Source organism: Terrabacter koreensis (genome assembly GCF_054783315.1).
The window spans coordinates 394,128-412,141 of the sequence record NZ_BAAGQU010000005.1 but is presented as its reverse complement, the minus strand read 5'-3'; the positions used below and the strand labels follow the sequence as shown (position 1 = coordinate 412,141).

Annotated in this window: 17 protein-coding genes and 1 tRNA gene; 8 read left to right on the top strand and 10 right to left on the bottom strand. The window is 69.1% G+C overall.

What is annotated here, in order from left to right; translation table 11 throughout:
- Positions 1-58: 58 nt before the first annotated feature.
- From ACYVNR_RS14200 to ACYVNR_RS14180, 5 genes are all read right to left on the bottom strand, one after another.
- The gene (locus ACYVNR_RS14200) at positions 59-1,162 is read right to left on the bottom strand and encodes an AfsR/SARP family transcriptional regulator (protein WP_082080888.1); all 1,104 of its coding nucleotides are present in this window, start codon (positions 1,160-1,162) and stop codon (positions 59-61) included.
- A gap of 380 nt (positions 1,163-1,542) precedes the next feature.
- The gene (locus ACYVNR_RS14195; RefSeq protein WP_461048743.1) at positions 1,543-2,877 is read right to left on the bottom strand and encodes a sensor histidine kinase; all 1,335 of its coding nucleotides are present in this window, start codon (positions 2,875-2,877) and stop codon (positions 1,543-1,545) included.
- Between the two features lie 14 nt (positions 2,878-2,891).
- A complete protein-coding gene (locus tag ACYVNR_RS14190; protein WP_461048741.1) occupies positions 2,892-3,548 on the bottom strand; it encodes a response regulator in 657 nt (218 codons plus the stop codon).
- Positions 3,549-3,830: 282 nt separating this feature from the next.
- Positions 3,831-3,920, bottom strand: a tRNA-Ser gene (locus ACYVNR_RS14185).
- Between the two features lie 10 nt (positions 3,921-3,930).
- Positions 3,931-4,434, bottom strand: coding sequence for a nucleoside deaminase (locus ACYVNR_RS14180; RefSeq protein WP_461048739.1), 504 nt, complete (start codon positions 4,432-4,434; stop codon positions 3,931-3,933).
- Between the two features lie 17 nt (positions 4,435-4,451).
- Between ACYVNR_RS14180 and upp the strand changes: the two genes are divergently transcribed.
- Positions 4,452-5,090: a uracil phosphoribosyltransferase gene (gene upp / locus ACYVNR_RS14175; protein WP_045190748.1), complete on the top strand. Its 639-nt coding sequence runs from the start codon at positions 4,452-4,454 to the stop codon at positions 5,088-5,090.
- Between the two features lie 36 nt (positions 5,091-5,126).
- Here upp and ACYVNR_RS14170 read toward each other — a convergent pair whose 3' ends face one another.
- A complete protein-coding gene (locus ACYVNR_RS14170) occupies positions 5,127-6,116 on the bottom strand; it encodes a small ribosomal subunit Rsm22 family protein (RefSeq protein WP_461048737.1) in 990 nt (329 codons plus the stop codon).
- A gap of 140 nt (positions 6,117-6,256) precedes the next feature.
- Here ACYVNR_RS14170 and ACYVNR_RS14165 point away from each other — a divergent pair, with 140 nt between their 5' ends.
- From ACYVNR_RS14165 to ACYVNR_RS14155, 3 genes are all read left to right on the top strand, one after another.
- Positions 6,257-6,427, top strand: coding sequence for a hypothetical protein (locus ACYVNR_RS14165; protein WP_458799420.1), 171 nt, complete (start codon positions 6,257-6,259; stop codon positions 6,425-6,427).
- Positions 6,428-6,445: 18 nt separating this feature from the next.
- A complete protein-coding gene (locus tag ACYVNR_RS14160; protein WP_461048735.1) occupies positions 6,446-7,243 on the top strand; it encodes a PH domain-containing protein in 798 nt (265 codons plus the stop codon).
- Positions 7,244-7,325: 82 nt separating this feature from the next.
- The gene (locus ACYVNR_RS14155) at positions 7,326-8,825 is read left to right on the top strand and encodes an amino acid permease (RefSeq protein WP_045190750.1); all 1,500 of its coding nucleotides are present in this window, start codon (positions 7,326-7,328) and stop codon (positions 8,823-8,825) included.
- 61 nt (positions 8,826-8,886) lie between these two features.
- Here ACYVNR_RS14155 and ACYVNR_RS14150 read toward each other — a convergent pair whose 3' ends face one another.
- The 4 genes from ACYVNR_RS14150 to ACYVNR_RS14135 all read right to left on the bottom strand — a co-directional run bounded on the left by ACYVNR_RS14150 (position 8,887) and on the right by ACYVNR_RS14135 (position 13,683).
- Positions 8,887-9,441, bottom strand: a complete 555-nt coding sequence (locus ACYVNR_RS14150; RefSeq protein ID WP_461048732.1) for a hypothetical protein — start codon at positions 9,439-9,441, stop codon at positions 8,887-8,889.
- A gap of 102 nt (positions 9,442-9,543) precedes the next feature.
- The gene (pntB, locus tag ACYVNR_RS14145) at positions 9,544-10,932 is read right to left on the bottom strand and encodes a Re/Si-specific NAD(P)(+) transhydrogenase subunit beta (RefSeq protein ID WP_045190751.1); all 1,389 of its coding nucleotides are present in this window, start codon (positions 10,930-10,932) and stop codon (positions 9,544-9,546) included.
- Positions 10,933-10,938: 6 nt separating this feature from the next.
- Positions 10,939-12,498 (bottom strand): Re/Si-specific NAD(P)(+) transhydrogenase subunit alpha, encoded by a 1,560-nt coding sequence (locus ACYVNR_RS14140; RefSeq protein WP_461048730.1) that lies wholly within the window; start codon positions 12,496-12,498, stop codon positions 10,939-10,941.
- Positions 12,499-12,642: 144 nt separating this feature from the next.
- Entirely contained in the window at positions 12,643-13,683 is a 1,041-nt protein-coding gene (locus ACYVNR_RS14135; protein WP_082080894.1) for a helix-turn-helix transcriptional regulator, read from the bottom strand.
- Between the two features lie 239 nt (positions 13,684-13,922).
- Between ACYVNR_RS14135 and ACYVNR_RS14130 the strand changes: the two genes are divergently transcribed.
- The 4 genes from ACYVNR_RS14130 to ACYVNR_RS14115 all read left to right on the top strand — a co-directional run bounded on the left by ACYVNR_RS14130 (position 13,923) and on the right by ACYVNR_RS14115 (position 17,937).
- Positions 13,923-15,287 (top strand): ABC transporter substrate-binding protein, encoded by a 1,365-nt coding sequence (locus tag ACYVNR_RS14130; RefSeq protein WP_045190753.1) that lies wholly within the window; start codon positions 13,923-13,925, stop codon positions 15,285-15,287.
- 99 nt (positions 15,288-15,386) lie between these two features.
- Complete coding sequence (locus ACYVNR_RS14125) at positions 15,387-16,340, top strand: carbohydrate ABC transporter permease (RefSeq protein ID WP_052677267.1); 954 nt, start codon at positions 15,387-15,389, stop codon at positions 16,338-16,340.
- Positions 16,337-17,161, top strand: a complete 825-nt coding sequence (locus tag ACYVNR_RS14120; protein WP_045190754.1) for a carbohydrate ABC transporter permease — start codon at positions 16,337-16,339, stop codon at positions 17,159-17,161. The genes ACYVNR_RS14125 and ACYVNR_RS14120 overlap by 4 nt, the downstream gene beginning before the upstream one ends.
- Positions 17,158-17,937, top strand: coding sequence for an SDR family oxidoreductase (locus ACYVNR_RS14115; protein WP_461048726.1), 780 nt, complete (start codon positions 17,158-17,160; stop codon positions 17,935-17,937). The genes ACYVNR_RS14120 and ACYVNR_RS14115 overlap by 4 nt, the downstream gene beginning before the upstream one ends.
- Positions 17,938-18,014 lie beyond the last annotated feature (77 nt).

The window sequence follows — 18,014 nt, the reverse complement described above, 5'->3', positions numbered from 1 at the left end:
CGAGCAGCATGGACCGCTCGGCCGGGAGCCCGGCCGAGGGTCTGCCAGATGGAACACTTCATTGCACACCTGCCTCGTGAGTGGTTCGGATCCGCCACACGGTCGTGGGCGGACGCTGTGGCTGCCGGTGATGCGAACGGACCGCGTCTCCGGCTGTCGGCGCGGCGAGACCGGTCGCGGGCGCCATGGGTGCGCGGCGCAGCAGGGCGACGAGCGCTCGTCGCGCCTGGTCGACGGACAGTCGCGGTCTGCCGTCCCGGGAGGCGATCGGATCGCCGACTTGCTCACCGACGGCGTAGCCGTGCAGACGGATGACCGCCGCGATGAGCTGCTCGAGGTCCTGGTCCGCGTCGAACGAGTCCCCTAGCAGCCGGGCGTAGATCCCCTGCAGGCGAGGACCTGGGGCGCAGCCCAGCTCCTCGCTGAACTGCCGGCGGCAGATGTCGTACGCCCGAAGACCCTCCGCGTACTGGCCGGCGACTTCCTTGCATCGCAGGTACGCGTACCAGGCGCCCTCGTCCAAGGGGTCGGCCTCGATCGCCCGGCGCGCCCACTGCGCACCCTCTCTGGGCGCGATGGCGAGGACCTTCTCGGCGGCCGCGACGAGCCACTCGCCCGTCTGACGCTCGTGCTCTCGACGGGCGTCCTCGAGCCACCGAGCCTCGAACTCCTCTGGCAGCAGTGGCAGCTGGGCCTTCGCGAGCGTTCGTCGCAGAACGGGCAGCGCTGTCTCGGGGGTGATGGAGGCGTCCAGGGCCCAGGACATGTCCTCGGCGAGAGCGACGACGTCGACGTCCACGCGGCCCAGGTCGAGCGAGTAGCTTCCGAAGCCTGTCGCGATCGGCCCCTCACGCGCCGGACCTGCCGTGGGCAGATGCTTGCGGAGGAGCGAGACGTACGTCTCGATGTTCGCTGTCGACTGCCCCTGCGCCCCCGCGTCCCACAGCATCGAAACCAGGCGGTCCTTGGACACCGGCGCTCCGCGCGCCAGCGCCAGGGCGATGAGGAGACGCCGAGGCTTCGAACCGCCCACCTGGCGCGGACCCAGCACGCTGCCGGCCACCTGGACCCGGAAGCCTCCGAGCAGCGAGATCTGCACGGCGAGGGGCGCCTCGTCGCCCACTGCGGCCACGTGCGCCGGCTCGCGGCTCTCCGGTCTCATGCGTGCCGTTCCAGAGACGCAGCACGGCCAGGTCGGCAGCACTGCCGCCGACCTGGCCGGCCGCCGCGAGGCGCCCACGTGGGGGACGCACCGTGATCCCGTGCGTCGTGACTCGAGAGTCCGGGCTGCCCCCGGGGGGTTGGGCAGCCTGCGCCTGTGGGCTCCGATGCCGTGGGACTTGCGGCTCTCGGTCCGGCGGGCAGGGCCGGGCACACCGAGGCTCCCCACCACCAGCCGTACGCGTTCCCCATGGGTTCATGGTGATGAGCAGCGTTGAGTCGCAACAGCACCCGGCTGGGGTGCGGCTCATCTACGACGGCGGGGTGTGACGCACCCCAATCTGAGGGGTCAGGCGCACGCTCGGCGCGAGACGGCGTACGTCATCGGTCCGAGGACCACGCGAACGTCTGCGGGAAGTGCGCCGCCAGGCGTGCGCCGCCAGTGCTGGCGGGTCCGAGCTTCACGTATCCCCCGACATCGGCCGCGCAGTCCTCCAGGAGCCGAAGGCCCAGGTGTCCACGTCCCGGCGGCGGGAACGGGCCGCCCTTGCCGTCATCCTCGACGACCACGACGACGCCCTCCCCGACCGGACCTGCGACGACCCTGACGGACGTCGCCCGAGCGTGCTTCGCGACGTTGCGCAGCCCTTCCCGGATCACCTGGTACGCCAGCTGGACGGCTTCCTCGGACACCGAGTCGAGAGCCGGGTCGACGTCCACGAGCACCTCGACGCCCTGGGAGCGAAGCGGCTCGGCCAGTTGCTCCGTCGCCACCGCGAGACCCTCACGGGTCAGGCTGACCGGGTAGATGTCGGCCAGGACGCCGCGCAGGGATGCGATGTCGCCCTGCAGCCGCTCGGAGAGAGTGCGAAGGATCCCGTCTGCCTCGTTGGGCCCGCCCGAGGACAGGCCGGAAGCCACCGCAGGCAGCGCGTAGCCGAGGCTGGTCAGGTCCTGAATGAGCCCGTCATGCAGCTCACGCGAGATCTTGCGTCGTTCCATGTCCGAGGCGGCCAGGGCGTGACGAAGAAGTGACGCTCGTTCCGCCTGGGCCTGGTCCACCCGCCTGGCGAGCGACAGCGCCAGCGGGATCACGGCCAGCAGCGCGAGGGCGAGGGCGGACAGGCCGAGAGGGAGGATGTGCTCTGAGATGACGATCCCGTCCTGGCGGATGCGGTCACTGTTCCAGTAGGACTCCGCGACGATCGCCCCACCCTCGGCGTCCCGTGCGGCGGCATAGACCTCGACGAGGTTGCCGAAGCCGCGTTCGGTGGCGTTCTCCTCCTTGGTGAGGTCCGAGACGCTCGCGACGACCCCGTCCGTGCCGAAGAGTGCGGCCTCCTCCGGCTCGAGTTCGAACGTCTCCTGACCCAGCGCACCCGCGTCGGACCAGAGCACATGACCGTCCTGGTCCCAGATCTTGATGCGGACCATCGCGCCGTCCCTCAACGGACTCTTCAGGACGGCGTCGAGGTGAGCCAACGCCCTTGTATCTCCCCGGCGCACAGCGGAGTTGACGAGGGGAGCCACGACGTAGCGGGCGAAGGAGCTGCCGTGCAGACTGGCATCCCGGATGGCGATGTCGCCCGCGGCGGCATTGACAGCCAGGCTCACGCCCGCGGCACTCAGGACGAGCAGCAGCAGCGTCGACCAGACGACGCGCCTGACGACCCGGCGGCGCACCGCCCCTGTGCTGCCGGCAGCCGGATCAGGCACTCGGGTGCGCACGGTCAGGGACCGATCAGGCCGAACCTCCTTGCGGTCGCCACCGCCTCCAACTGGGAGTGGACCTGGAGCTTGGCGAGCAGGTTTTTGACGTACCCACGACAGGTGAGACGGGTGATCCCGAGGCGCCCGGAGATCGAGGCGACGTTCTGGCCTTGGGACAGGAGCGTGAGCACTTCCTTCTCTCGGACCGTGAGCGGCGGATGCACGGGAGCCGGTGCCGAGCACCGGAGCATCTCGCGCAAGACCTTGGGGTGGACGACCAGCCCGTCCCGGCTCGGTGCACGGATCGCGCCGAGGACGTCACCGAACGAACCGTCCTTGAACAGGAACGCCCCCACCCCCGCATCGGCAGCCCGCCGCAGCTTCGCCTCGTCACCGTCTCCCGTCAGGACGATGACGTGCAGCTGCGGGTTGTCGCGGATCAGCTCGGCCGCCAGCTCGATGCCGTCCTCGTCGCCCAGGTTGACGTCCATGACCACGACATCCGGCTGGAGGTCGGCGACTGCCCTTCGAGCGTGCGCAGCGCTCGAGGACGACCCGACGTATGTCACGCCCTCCTCCAGGCCGATGGCCACCCCGATGGCCCAGGCGACGGCTTCATGGTCGTCGACCACCAGCACTCGGACCGACGCGTCGAGCGCCACCGGTCGGGGTTCCAAGCTCGCGAGCAGACTCATTTCGTGCCAACTTCCCCCACGCCTCCGCCACGCGCTCCTGCGCGCCTGCGGCCATCCAGCCCCAGTATGTCGACGGCTCCGAGGCACGTCTCAGGATTGTCTGGTCAGGGTCCCCTTTGGGGCGAAATTTCCTGTGGCACAGACGGACAGACTGCAGAGCCAGTGCGCGGACCCTGAAGGGTTGACCGGCATTTCCAGCATGAGACTAGGACGAGAAACGCCGGTCCGAGCCCTGAGGCTCGGACCGGCGCTTCTGCATTTGACTGGCGGTGGCGGTGGGATTTGAACCCACGGTGGAGTCACCCCCACACACGCTTTCGAGGCGTGCTCCTTAGGCCGCTCGGACACGCCACCGGGAGAGACCTTACCCGAGCCTGCGCCCCTCGAAGAAATCGACCAGGAGGGCGGCCGACTCCTCGGCCCTCACGCCTCCGACGACGTCGACGACGTGCGTGGCGAGCGGGTCGCGGGTCAGGTCCCAGACCGAGCCGCACGCCCCTGCCTTGGGGTCCCAGGCCCCGAAGACGACCCGGTCCAACCGGGCCGCCATGGCCCCGCCGGCGCACATGACGCACGGCTCCAGCGTCACGACGAGCGTGCAGCCGTCGAGCCGCCAGCCGTCCACGGACCGGGCCGCCTCGCGCAGCGCCACCATCTCCGCGTGCCCCGTCGGGTCGCCGCGCTCCTCGCGCACGTTCCGTCCGCGGCCGACCACCTTGCCGGCGGCGTCGACCACGAGGGCTCCGACGGGCACGTCCTCGGACCCGGCCGCAGCCGCGGCGAGCTCGAGCGCCTGGCCCATCCAGGCGGCATACGTCTCGGGCGAGGGGACGGGGCTCTTGCCGGGGGTCTCGGATCGCTTGGCCACGCGCTAAGTTTCCACCCATGGACGTCCACGTCGCAGACCACCCGCTCATCGCCCACAAGCTCACGTATCTGCGCGACAAGCGGACCGACAGCCCCACCTTCCGCCGGCTCGCCGAGGAGCTCATGACGCTCCTGGCCTACGAGGCGACGCGTGACGTCCGGGTCGAGCCCTTCGAGATCGAGACGCCGGTCGCGCCGACGACGGGCATCAAGCTGAGCAACCCGAAGCCGCTCATCGTGCCGATCCTGCGCGCCGGTCTCGGCATGCTCGAGGGCATGGTCAACCTGCTGCCCAGCGCCGAGGTGGGATTCCTCGGGATGCAGCGCAACGAGGAGACCCTCGAGCCGGTGACCTACGCGAACCGCCTGCCCGACGACCTCACCGGCCGGCAGGTCTTCGTGCTCGACCCGATGCTCGCCACGGGCGGCTCGATGGCCGACGCGATCAAGTTCCTCGTCGACCGCGGCGCCGACGACATCACCGCCGTCTGCCTGCTCGCGGCCCCCGAGGGCGTCGAGCACCTCCGCACCGAGACCGAGAAGCTCAACGTCCCGGTCAAGGTCGTGCTCGGCACGGTCGACGAGCGGCTGAACGAGAAGGGCTACATCGTGCCCGGGCTCGGCGACGCGGGTGACCGTCTCTACGGCGTCGTCTGACGGCTCATTGCGTATGCCGCCGGGCCGGGTCAGCGGTCAGGGAAGCGTGTCGCCCCACTCGGCGGCGCGAGCGGCGCGGTAGCGCTCTCCCGCTTTCTTCGACACGACCTCACGCCCGGCCGTGCCGTCGGGTCTGTAGACCTGGAACTCGACGAAACCCTTGCGCTTCAACGGGTGTCGCAGGATGCGGCCGGAGTTCGCCTCTCCCGCTTCGGTTTCCAGTACGCCGGGGCGCGCCGCAGCGACCCACGAGAACTTCTCGTCCTCGTAGGACAGGTCGGCGCCCTTGAGCCGCCGATGCTCTGCCGACCGGTTGACGCGGGCGGCGAAGTGGCACCAGTCGGTGCCCACGAGCGGGCACCCGTCCTCGTGCGGGCACGGTCCGAGGACCGTCCACCCCTCGGCGATCATCGCGGCCCGCACGCGGAGCACGCGCGCGTAGCCGTCGGGAGTGCCCGGCTCGGCGACGACGACAACCCGCCCTCGCTGCATGGCGTCCGCCACGAGAGTCTCCTGCGCGCGCTCCTCGAGCTCGCTGAGCACGTAGGAGACGGTGACGAGGTCGGCCTCGAGCTGCGGCCAGTCACCGGCGACGGCGCGTGCGAAGGTCGCACGGGCCAGCACCTCCGACGGCGCCTCCCGCACGAGATCGCGACCGAGGGCGAGCGCGGCCTCGACCTGGTCGAGCACCGTCACCGCCTCGAGACTGTCGAAGGCGCCGGCGGCAGCCCAGGCCGCCGCGCCGGTGCCTCCGCCGAGGTCGAGCAGCGACCGAGGCTCGAGGCCACGTGCCGCCAGGTCACGCAGCACGCGTGAGAGCGCCGCGTGCGTGGCCGGCATCCGGTAGGCGGCATACGCGGCGACGTGCACGTCCGAGGCGAGGATCGGGGCGGTGGCCGGGGCCACCGATCGGTAGCGCGAGACCAGAGCCTCGGTCGCACGGGCCAGGTCGCGCTCGCTCACCCCGCGGACGGCGCGCGTCAGCGCGTCTCGCAGCTGGGCGGCATACGCTGGCGTTCGCGACACCCGAGGAGGATAGCCGCGGACACGCGGGGTCACAGCCCATCCGGCACCCCACCTGCCACGTGCGGCACACTGGTCCCACCCCTGTGCCGTGGGGCTGTCAGGGCAGCCTGCGCCACCTTCCCTCCAAGGAGCGACACACCATGGGCCCCAAGGCCAAGAAGGTCATCCTGATCATCATCCTGGCGTTCTTCGTGTATGCCGTCTTCACCTCCCCTGACAAGGCTGCCGACATCGTCAGCAACATCTGGGGCGTGCTGGTCGACGGCTTCAACGCCATCCTGCGGTTCTTCAGCTCACTGCTGAACCGGTGATGCGAGCAGACTGAGGCCATGTCAGCGCGACGCAGCACCGAGATCCCGGCGGGGCTCGCGCCGATCCTGCTCCCGGGCGAGAACCTGGTCACCGCCGTTCGTGCGCACTGGGCCAAGCTCGCCGAGCCTGCCGTCACCACCCTGCTCGGCTTCGTCGCCGCGGTGTGGGTCGACTCCAACGTCACGAAGTCGACCCAGGCCCTCGGCACGATCTTCTGGTGGCTCTTCTTCGTCCTCTTCGCGCGGCTGCTGTGGTGCATCCTCGACTGGCACCACAACTGGTTCGTCGCGACCGACAAGCGGCTGCTGCTGCGCTTCGGGCTCATCACGCACAAGGTCGCGATGATGCCGCTGCTCAAGGTCACCGACATGAGCTACGTGCGCTCCATCCCAGGCCAGTTCCTCGGCTACGGCAAGTTCGTCCTCGAGAGCGCCGGCCAGGACCAGGCCCTGCGCGAGGTCAAGTGGGTGCCCGACCCCGACCAGACCTACCGCGACATCTGCGCCGAGATCTTCCACATCGTCCCGCCCCCCGGCGACGAGGACTTCCAGGAGCTCGACGACGAGTTCCCCGACGACACGACCGGCCCGGGCAGCCCCACGCCACCGTCGAGCCCGATCACCCCCGGCAGCACGAGCTACCCCGACGTCCACCGCACCCACAACCCGATCCAGGACCGCCTCGACTCCTACTCGCGGGCGGTGCCCATCCAGCGTCCGACGACCCGCCCCGAGACCGTCTACGAGAGCGACGACCTCAGGCGCCGCCGGCGGGGGGCCGACACCGGCCCCATCTGGCCCCAGTCGGACACGTGACGGTCGGGGCTCGCAGGCAGCCGCCGCACACCGCTAGTTTGGGTTGATCCGTCAGTCAGCGACGACCCGCCCGGAGGTACTCATGAGTGTCTTTCGCACCAAGTCGATCGAGGCCTCGATGGCCTCGGCCGACGAATCCGACCACCACCTCAAACGGCGTCTGTCAGCCCTCGACCTCACCGTCTTCGGTGTCGGCGTCATCATCGGCGCCGGCATCTTCACGCTGACCGGCCGGGCGGCCAAGGACTACGCAGGTCCCGCCATCGCCCTGTCGTTCGTCGTCGGTGCCGTGGTCTGTGGTCTCGCCGCCCTCTGCTACGCGGAGTTCGCGTCCACGGTGCCCATCTCGGGCTCCGCCTACACGTTCTCGTACGCGACCCTCGGCGAGCTCATCGCCTGGATCATCGGCTGGGACCTGCTGCTCGAGCTGATGCTGGGCGCGAGCGTCGTGGCCCAGGGCTGGTCGACGTACCTCGTGAAGCTGCTCGACCAGCTCGGCCTCACCTGGCCCGAGAGTCTGGCGCCCGGCTCGCACTTCGACCTGCCGGCGTTCATCCTCATCGCCCTGCTGACCACCCTCGTCGCCATCGGCATCAAGGAGTCGCTGCGCGTCAACCTCGTGCTCGTCGCCATCAAGCTCTTCATCGTCCTGTTCGTGATCTTCGCCGGCATCGGCTTCATCAACCGCGACAACTGGACGCCGTTCATCCCGCCGTCGCAGGCCGGCGAGGCGGCGTCCGGCCTGACGACCCCGCTGTTCCAGGCGATCACCGGGGTGGAACCGGTCACCTTCGGCGTGCTCGGCATCATGAGCGGCGCCGCGGTCGTGTTCTTCGCCTACATCGGCTTCGACGTCGTCGCGACCACCGCCGAGGAGGCGAAGAACCCGCAGCGCGACCTGCCCATCGGCATCATCGGCTCGCTCGTCATCTGCACCGTGCTCTACATGGCGGTCTCGCTCGTCATCACCGGCATGGTCAAGTACAACAAGATCGACCCGGACGCAGCGCTGGCCTCGGCTTTCACGTCCGTGGGCAAGGACGGCTACGCAACGCTGATCTCGGCGGGCGCCGTCGCAGGTCTGACGACGGTCGTCATGACGCTGCTCATCGGCGCGACCCGCGTGACGTTCGCGATGAGCCGCGACCACCTCATCCCGAGCGGTCTCGGCCGCACCAACGAGCGCACCGGCACCCCGGTCAAGCTGACGATCATCATCGGTTCGGTCGTCGCGCTCATCGCCGCGCTGACGCCGATCGGCAAGCTCGAGGAGATGGTCAACATCGGCACGTTGACCGCCTTCATGCTCGTCTCGATCGCCATCCCGATCCTGCGCAAGCGTCGCCCCGACCTCAAGCGCGCCTTCAAGGTGCCCGGCAGCCCGGTCGTCCCGTGGCTGTCGGCCCTGCTGTGCTTCTACCTGATCCTCAACCTGTCGATCGAGACGTGGATCCGCTTCATCGTGTGGATGGCCATCGGATTCCTCATCTACTTCGCCTACTCCCGCCACAACAGCAAACTCGCCAAGGGCGAGCCCGAGGCAGGCCTGGAGGGCAGGCCCGAGATGCTCAGCGAACGCTGACCGCACCTCCGCCGCCGAACCGGCGGCGACCACGTGAGCCCGTCCGCCACCGCGGACGGGCTCACTGCGTGATCCGCTCCCAGACCGGCCGCTCGGGCTCGCACTGGCACGGGCACCGGGGAAGGCAGGCGCGTTCGAAGCAGCCGTCGAGGCAGACGCACTCCGGTATCGGGTGAGTCACTGCCCGTGCCGCCGCTGCCGCGAGCGCGCGACGGCGCACCGCCGCCTTGTCCTCGCGCATGCCGCTCACGGTCGGGTGGTCCGTCGGGGTTCCGGCGCGCGCCCGGCGCCTACGTCGCCGGTCGCGGTGCTCGAACCATGCCAGCGCTGGCGGTCCGCCCCGGCGGGGGTCGATGCCCCGGTCGGCGGGCTCGTCGACGGGCGGTCGGGCGTCGAGGTGGCTCGGCAGGCGCCTGCCGGCGTGGTCTCGCAGGACGTCGCGCGGGATCGGCGGCACCTCCGTCCCGTTGACGTCGAGCACGGCGAGCCGGAGCCCTGCCGTTGACAGGATCGCTGCGAGCGTCGCGGTGTCGACGCGCATCGCCCCGGACTCGATGCGGCCGATCGTCGCAGCCCCCGCCGACAGCGGAATCAGCTGACGGTCCGGCCCGTGCACTCGGGACCTGCTCCTCTGAGGGGAGCAAGAACCGATAGGCCGACTCAGAACCTGCTCCTCCGAGGGGAGCAAGAGCCGAGGAGGTGGGGCGGGACCGGTAGGTCAGAGGGCCTTGATGATGTCCTCGACCCGCTCCTTGGCGTCGCCGAAGAGCATGGCCGAGTTGTCGCGGAAGAAGAGCGGGTTCTGCACGCCCGCGTAGCCGGCGTTCATCGAGCGCTTGAAGACGACGACCTCCTTGGCGTTCCAGACCTCGAGCACGGGCATGCCCGCGATCGGCGAGGTCGGGTCCTCCGCCGCAGCCGGGTTGACCGTGTCGTTGGCGCCGATGACGAGCACGACGTCGGTCTCGGGGAAGTCGTCGTTGATCTCGTCCATCTCGAGCACGATGTCGTAGGGCACCTTGGCCTCGGCGAGGAGCACGTTCATGTGCCCCGGGAGGCGCCCGGCGACCGGGTGGATGCCGAAGCGGACGTCGACGCCACGCTCGCGCAGCTTGGCGGTGAGGTCGGCGACGGGGTACTGCGCCTGGGCCACCGCCATCCCGTAGCCGGGCGTGATGACGACTGACGACGCGTGGGTCAGCAGGTCAGCGACCTCGTCGGCGTTCGTCTCGCGGTGGTCGCCGTAGTCGACGTCGGTGTTGCTCACGGCGCCGTCGGAGCCGAAGCCGCCGGCGATGACCGACACGAACGACCGGTTCATCGCCTTGCACATGATGTACGACAGGTACGCACCGGAGGAGCCGACCAGGGCGCCGGTGACGATGAGCAGGTCGTTCCCGAGCATGAAGCCGGCGGCGGCCGCAGCCCACCCGGAGTAGCTGTTGAGCATCGACACGACGACCGGCATGTCGCCCCCGCCGATCGAGGCGACGAGGTGCCAGCCGAACGCCAGCGCGATCGCGGTCATGACGGCGAGCGGCACGATCGAGTGCGACGCGACGAACCACACGAGCAGGGCGGCGGACACGACGAGGGCGGCCAGGTTGAGCCAGTGACGGGCCGGCAGCATCAGCGGCTTGCTCGAGATCCGCGCTGACAGCTTGAGGAACGCGACGATCGACCCGGTGAAGGTGACGGCACCGATGAACACCCCGAGGAAGATCTCGACGAGGTGCACCCCGTCGGAGCCCCCTGAGCCGTCCGAGCCGGTGGCCAGATAGGTGTTGAAGCCGACGAGCACCGCGGCCGCACCGACGAAGCTGTGCAGCATCGCGATGAGCTCGGGCATCCCGGTCATCTCGACGATGCGTGCGCGCCAGATGCCGATCGCAGCACCGATCGCCATGGCGACGGCGATGAGCAGCCAGTTGAGGGCGCTCGACCCGCGCAGCGCCAGCCACAGCGTGGCGACGAGCGCCAGCCCCATGCCGATCATGCCGAGGACGTTGCCGTCGCGGGCCGTCTCGTGCTTCGACAGGCCCGCGAGAGAAAGGATGAAGAGAAGGGCTGCGACGATGTATGCCGCGCTGATGAGTGCGATGTCCATGTGCGGTCAGCCCTTCCGGAACATCGTGAGCATGCGGCGCGTGACGAGGAAGCCACCGAAGATGTTGATGCTGGCGATGAGCGTCGCGAGGAAGGCGAGCACGAGGATCGCCCCGGACATCCCGCCGGCCCACTGGCCGAGCTGGATCAGCGCACCGACCACGATGATGCCGCTGATCGCGTTCGTCACCGACATGAGCGGCGTGTGCAGGGCGTGGTGCACGTGGCCGATGACGTAGTAGCCGACGACGACCGCCAGGGCGAAGACGGTGAAGTGCCCGAGGAAGCTGGCCGGCGAGAACGCGGCGACGAGTGCGAACACCACGGCGCCGATCGCCATCCCGACGTACCTTCGTCGCGGGTCCTTCGGTGGCTCAGGCTCTTTCGCGACCTTCTTGGTCGAGGCGGGCGAGGCCGCGACCGGGGCCGCGCTGACCTGGATCGCCGGTGGCGGCCACAGCAGCTCCCCGTCGCGGGCGACGGTCATGTTGCGCTGGACCACGTCGTCGAAGTCGAGCACGAGCTGCCCGTCCTTGCCCGGCGTCAGCAGCTTCATGAGGTTGACGAGGTTGGTTCCGTAGAGCTGCGAGGCCTGCGTGGGCAGCCGCGCCGCGAGGTCGGTGTAGCCGATGATCTTGACGCCGTTCGCCGTGACGACGAGCTCGTCGGCGACGGAGCCCTCGACGTTGCCGCCGTTGCTCGCTGCCATGTCGACGACGACCGAGCCGGGCTTCATGGTCGCCACCATGTCGGCGGTGATGAGCCGCGGCGCCGGTCGGCCCGGGATCAGAGCGGTCGTGACGATGATGTCGACGTCGGGGGCCTGCGCGGCATACAGCTCGGCGGCCCGGCGGTTGTACTCCTCGCCCATCTCCTTGGCGTAGCCGTCGCTGGACGCGGCGGCCTCGTCGACCTCGGGCATCACGACCGGGAGGAAGTCGGCGCCCATCGACTCGACCTGCTCGGCGACCTCGGCTCGCGCGTCGGTCGCGCGCACGATGGCGCCGAGCGAGCGGGCCGTGCCGATGGCGGCGAGCCCGGCGACGCCGGCCCCGGCGACGAGCACCTTGGCGGGAGGCACCTTCCCGGCCGCCGTCACCTGGCCGGTGAAGAACGAGCCGAACTCGTGCGCGGCCTCGACCACGGCGCGGTAGCCGGCGATGTTGGCCATCGACGACAGCACGTCGAGCGACTGGGCGCGGCTGATGCGGGGCACCGCGTCCATCGCCATGGCCGTCACCCCGGAGGCGCGCAGCTTCTCGACGAGGTCGGGGCTGATCGCCGGCGCCATGAGCGACACGAGGACCGTGCCCGGGCGCAGGAACGGGATCTCGTCGTCGGACGGGGCGTTGACCTTGTGCACGATGTCCGAGCCCCACGCCTCGGCGCGGTCGACCACGCGAGCCCCCGCGGCGGCATACGCCTCGTCCGAGAAGCTCGCCCTGTCACCCGCCCCCGTCTCGACGGCGACGTCGTAGCCGAGACCGACGAGCGCCTCGACGGTCTTGGGCGTCGCGGCAACCCGCGTCTCGCGGGCACGCGTCTCGCGGGGGACACCGATCTGCACGCTGGGCTCCTTCGCACTCGGTCAGAGGGCACTGGTTCACGAACCTACGGCACGACGCACGGGTGGCGGCTGCTCTGCCAGCCACATCACACCAGAGCGACGCCCGGCGAGCGGGGACGTCTCCGACAGTGAGGGGGCGCGCCGTCAGGGCGACGGCGCGCGCCGGTTGAGGCTGAACACTTCTGGCGGCGGCTTCTGGTCGGACTCGAGCCTCCGGTAGGCCGTCGGCGTCGTGCCGACCTCGGCGAGGAACTGCCGGTTGAAGTTCGCCATGTTGTTGTAGCCGCTCAGAGCGGCCACTTGGGCGACGGAGTCCTCGGTGGTGTCGAGCAGCCTTCGCGCATAGGCGATGCGCAGCTTCTTGACCATGCTCGAGAAGGTCATGCCGGTCGCGGTCTTGAAGTACTTGGAGAACGTCGGCTCGGACATGTAGGCCAGTCGAGCGGCCGTCGACAGGCGGATGTCACCGGTGAGGTTGTCGAAGATGTAGCTGAGCCCAGCCTCGCCCGCGTCGCGCGAGGCGGCGTCGGTCGGACGGCCCATCCACTCGCTCGCGACGAGCTCGTACTCGTCCGTGGGCGCGTGCGCGAAGAGGGCCAGCAGCTTGAGCAGGTGACCGATCTGCTCGGTGCCGTGGCTGTGCACGCACGCAAGGATCGTCTCGGCGCCACGCCAGGCGGTGGCGCCCGAGAAGACCAGCCCCCGCGTGGACCGCTGCAGCATCTCCGAGACCTCGGCCAGCTCGGGGATGAGCCCCATGACCCCGCGGATCCACTCGTCGCTGAACTGGATCACGGCGTCCCGGTCGACGGCGACCTGGCCCTCGTCGAGGTCGCTGACCCAGTCGTGGGGCAGGTTGGGCCCGATCAGGCTCACGTGGCCGGGTGCGAAGGTGCCGATGTGGTCGCCGGCGATGAAGCTGCCCCGGGTCTTGGTGATGAGGTGGATCTCGTACTCGGGGTGCGCGCCCCAGCCGCAGATCTCGCTCGGGAAGTCGTGGGTCAGCACCCGGATCGAGGCCTGGGGGTGGTGCGGGATGTACTCGCGCCGCACCGCCTGGCCCAGGATCGCCTCCGACGTCAGGGAGCGCGCGGCCTCCGCGTCGCGCCGACCGGCATCAGCAGCGTGGGATTCCCGGTCCGATCGATACGAAATCTTCGCCTCCTGCGCCGCGTGGGACTTCATCGTCACCATCTCATGCGGGGCCGTGACCGATGTGTCCCATGCTGCCACCACCCTCGCGAAAAATCGTATCAATGACTGAGGGCTGACGGCGTTGTTGAGCACGAGTCCGCCTCATTACCGTTCCGGCAAGTTCTCGTCAAGAACGCCAGCGGATCTCACATCCGCTCGGGGCGCGCCTGCCCCACCGGACTCGCAGACCGGGCTGACGGAACGAGAAATGCCTACCAAAGGAGTTGGGAATGCTTGCGAACAAGCGCATGCTCGCGCTGGGGACGGGCGCCGTGGCAGTGGCCATGACGGTGGCGGCCTGTTCGTCCGGGGCGGTGCAGTCCGGTGGCGGGTCCACCGGGGCCGGCGGCGGATCCGTCACCCTCAACGTGGCCACCGTGAACAACGGCCAGATGAAGGACATGGAGAAGCTCAAGACCGAGTACGAGAAGGCCAACCCCGGCACGAAGGTCAACTTCCAGGTCATGGAGGAGGGAGACCTCCGCGCCGCCGTGACGGCGGACGTCGCGAGCGGCGCCGGCCAGTACGACATCGTGACCATCGGTGCCTACGAGACGCCCCAGTGGGGATCCAACGGGTGGCTCGTCGACCTCACCCCCGAGCTGCAGTCGGACGCGTCCTACGACGTGAACGACCTGCTCCCGCCGGTGCGCGACGTCAACACCTTCGACGGCAAGCTCTTCGCGGTGCCGTTCTACGGCGAGTCCTCGATCCTCATGTACAACAAGGAGGTTCTCGACAAGGCCGGCGTCAAGCTGTCCCAGAACCCGACGTGGCAAGAGGTCGCCGACGCGGCCAAGAAGGTCAACACCCCTGACAGGGCGGGCATCTGCATGCGCGGCAAGCCCGGCTGGGGAGACCTCTTCGCCCCCCTCACCACCGTCGTGCAGACGTTCGGTGGCAGCTGGTACGACAGCAGCTGGAAGGCCACGGTGAACACCCCGGAGTGGAAGGAAGCCGTCAGCTTCTACAAGAAGATGCTCGACGACTCGGGCGAGAAGGACCCGGTCTCGTACAGCTTCAACGAGTGCCTCACCGCACTCAAGGAGGGCAAGGCCGCGATGTGGGCCGACGCCTCCGTCGCCGCCTCGATGCTCGAGGCAGCCGACTCACCGGTGAAGGGCAAGATGGGCTACGCCCACATGCCGGTCAACAAGACGAAGGAGTCCGGCTGGCTCTGGAGCTGGAACCTCGCCATCCCCGCGTCGACGAAGCAGAAGGACGCGGCGGTCAAGTTCGTCAAGTGGGCCACGAGCAAGGACTACATCAAGCTCGTCGGCACGAAGATCGGCTGGTCCAACGTCCCGCCGGGCTCGCGCACCTCGACCTACGAGCTGCCCGAGTACAAGGACGCAGCCAAGGCGTACGCGCCCATCACCCTCGACGTGATGAGCTCGGTCAACCCGAAGCAGCCGGGCGTCAACCCGCAGCCCTGGGTCGGCATCCAGTACGTCTCGATCCCCGAGTTCCAGGACGTCGGCAACCAGTGCGCCCAGCTCGTCGCTGACTACCTTGCCAACCGCGGCACGATCGACGACGCCCTCGGCAAGTGCCAGAGCATCGCCCAGCAGGCCGGCGACAAGCACAAGAAGTGACGTCCCCGTGACGTGGTGCCGGGTCCGGCACGCCCCGGACCCGGCCCCACCCACCTTCCCCGACCCGCAGTCGCACGAGCCGCACAAGGGAGTGCCGACATGACGACAACCACGACCACCACGCAACCGACCGAGCTGGACGACGTCCGAGCCGTGACCGCCACGGACAAGCGCCGGCTGCAGCGCAAGGAGCTCTGGAGGAACCGGAGCCTGGTGCTGCCGGCGGTCATCTTCCTCATCCTGCTCACGCAGATCCCGTTCCTCACCACCATCGGCTTCTCGCTGACGAAGTGGAACCTGCTCTACCCCAACGAGCGAGCCTTCGCGGGGTTCGACAACTACACGAGCGCCCTGACCTCGGGTGACCTGTGGCCCTCGATCGTCGCCACGGTGCTCATCACCGCCTTCTCGGTGACCCTCGCAGTCCTCTTCGGCCTGCTCTTCGCGGTCCTGCTCGACCGCCAGTTCCACGGTCGGGCCGTGGCCCGCACGCTGATGATCACGCCGTTCCTCATCATGCCGGCGGCCGCCGCGCTCATCTGGAAGTACTCGATGTTCGACACCAACATCGGGATGCTGAACTGGCTCTTCCGGGCGCTGCACCTTCCGGTGGTGTCGTGGAGCACCGAGCACCCGATGATGACGGTCGTCATCGTGCTGACGTGGCAGTTCACGCCGTTCATGATGCTCATCCTCCTGGCCGGGCTCCAGGGCCAGGACAAGGGCATCCTCGAGGCCGCCCAGGTCGACGGGGCGGGGACCTGGCGCACCTTCACCTGGATCACGCTGCCGCACCTGCGGATGTACATCGAGATCGGGGTGCTCCTCGGCTCGGTCATCATCCTCCAGGTCTTCGACCCGATCGCGATCCTCACCAAGGGCACGGGCGGCACGAAGACCCTCGCCTACCTCCTCTACGAGCGGGCCTTCATCGGCCTCGACGTCGGGCAGGCGGCGGCATACGGCGTCGTGACCGTCATCCTCACGATCATCGTCGCGACCATCGCGCTCAAGAGCGTCTTCAAGGTCTTCATGGCAGGAGGAAGCCGATGAACAGCTCGACCCGCTCGGCTCGCGGGGCCCTCGTCACCCTCGTCACCTGGATCCTCGTCCTCATCTTCTTCTTCCCCGTGCTGTGGATGTTCCTCAACGGGTTCAAGCCGGAGTCGTTGGCGTCGTCCATCAACCCGTCGTTCATCTTCAAGCCCGTGACGGAGGGCTACCAGCTCGCCATGGACCGCGGGATGGCCGGCTACCTGCAGAACTCGCTGACCGCGGCGGTGACCTCGACGATCATCTCCGTCCTGCTGGCGATCCCGGCGGCGTACGCGCTCTCGATCCGACGGGTGAAGAACGTGCAGAACTCGCTCTCGTTCTTCATCTCGACCCGGTTCATGCCCCTCGCGGCGATCGTGCTGCCACTCTTCATGATCTTCAAGACCGTCGGGCTGCTCGACAACATCTACGTCCTCGCGATCGTCTACGGCGCCATGAACCTGCCCGTGACGGTGTGGATGATGCGGTCGTTCCTCCTCGAGGTCCCGTTCGAGATCATCGAGGCGGCCCGCGTCGACGGTGCCGGCATGTTCCGCGAGATCGTGCGGATCGTCCTGCCGCTCGTGCTCCCCGGCGTCGCGGCCGCGGCTCTCATCAGCTTCATCTTCGCGTGGAACGAGTACTTCCTCGCGCTGCTGCTGACCAGCTCGGCCGCCCGCACCACCCCGCCGTTCCTCGGCAGCTTCGTCGACGGTCGAGGCCAGTTCCTCGCCGTCCTCTCGGCCGCCGCGACGATTGCCGCGCTGCCGGTCATCATCGCCGGCTGGGTGGCGCAGAAGCAGCTCGTCCGTGGCCTCTCGATGGGAGCGATCAAGTGACCGGAACAGCAGTGCGACCCGACGGCAGGACCGCCAGGGACGAGGCGCGCAGTCTCGAGGACACGGTCGTCGTCGTCACCGGCGCCGGCGGCGGCATCGGCGGCGCCATCGCCCGCCTGGTGCTCGAAGCCGGCGGCCGCGTCGTCGCCGGGGACCTGCGGCCCGACGCGCTCGCCCCGCTGCGCGACCAGTGGGACGAGGAACGTCTGGCCACCCACGTCGGCGACGTCAGGGGCGAGGCCACGGCAGACGCGCTCGTCAACGCCGGCGTCGCAGCCTTCGGCCGCATCGACTCCGTGGTCGCCAACGCGGCCGTGGGCTTCTACGGCGGGCTGCTCGACTACACCGCGGACGAGGTGTCGCTCATGGTGGACGTCAACGTCAAGGGCACCGTCTGGCTGGCCCGGGCCGCCGTGCGCCAGTTCCGGGCCCAGGGCGACGGCGGAGACATCGTCATCATCGGCTCGGTGGCCGGACTCCTGATCGGCGGGGGCAAGGAGGCGGTGTACGCCGCCACCAAGGGCGCGCAGATCAACCTCGGCTACGCCCTCGACCGTGAGCTGCGCAGCGAGGGCATCCGTACGACGACCATCGCCCCGGCCGGCGTCAACACGGCCTTTGCGGCGGCCGACGGACGCTTCGGCGACCGTGACCCGTCCGAGGGTGACTTCATGGAGCCGTCCGACATCGCGCAGGCGGTGACGTACACCCTGCGCCAGCCGCGGAGGATGCGGACCGAGCTGTGGACCATGTGGAGCATGTCCGAGGTCCATTGACGCCCGCGTCGACCCCGTGGCGACGGACTCGCCTCCTGCCACGAGGTCTCCCACCCCACCTCAGCCTTCGAGATCAC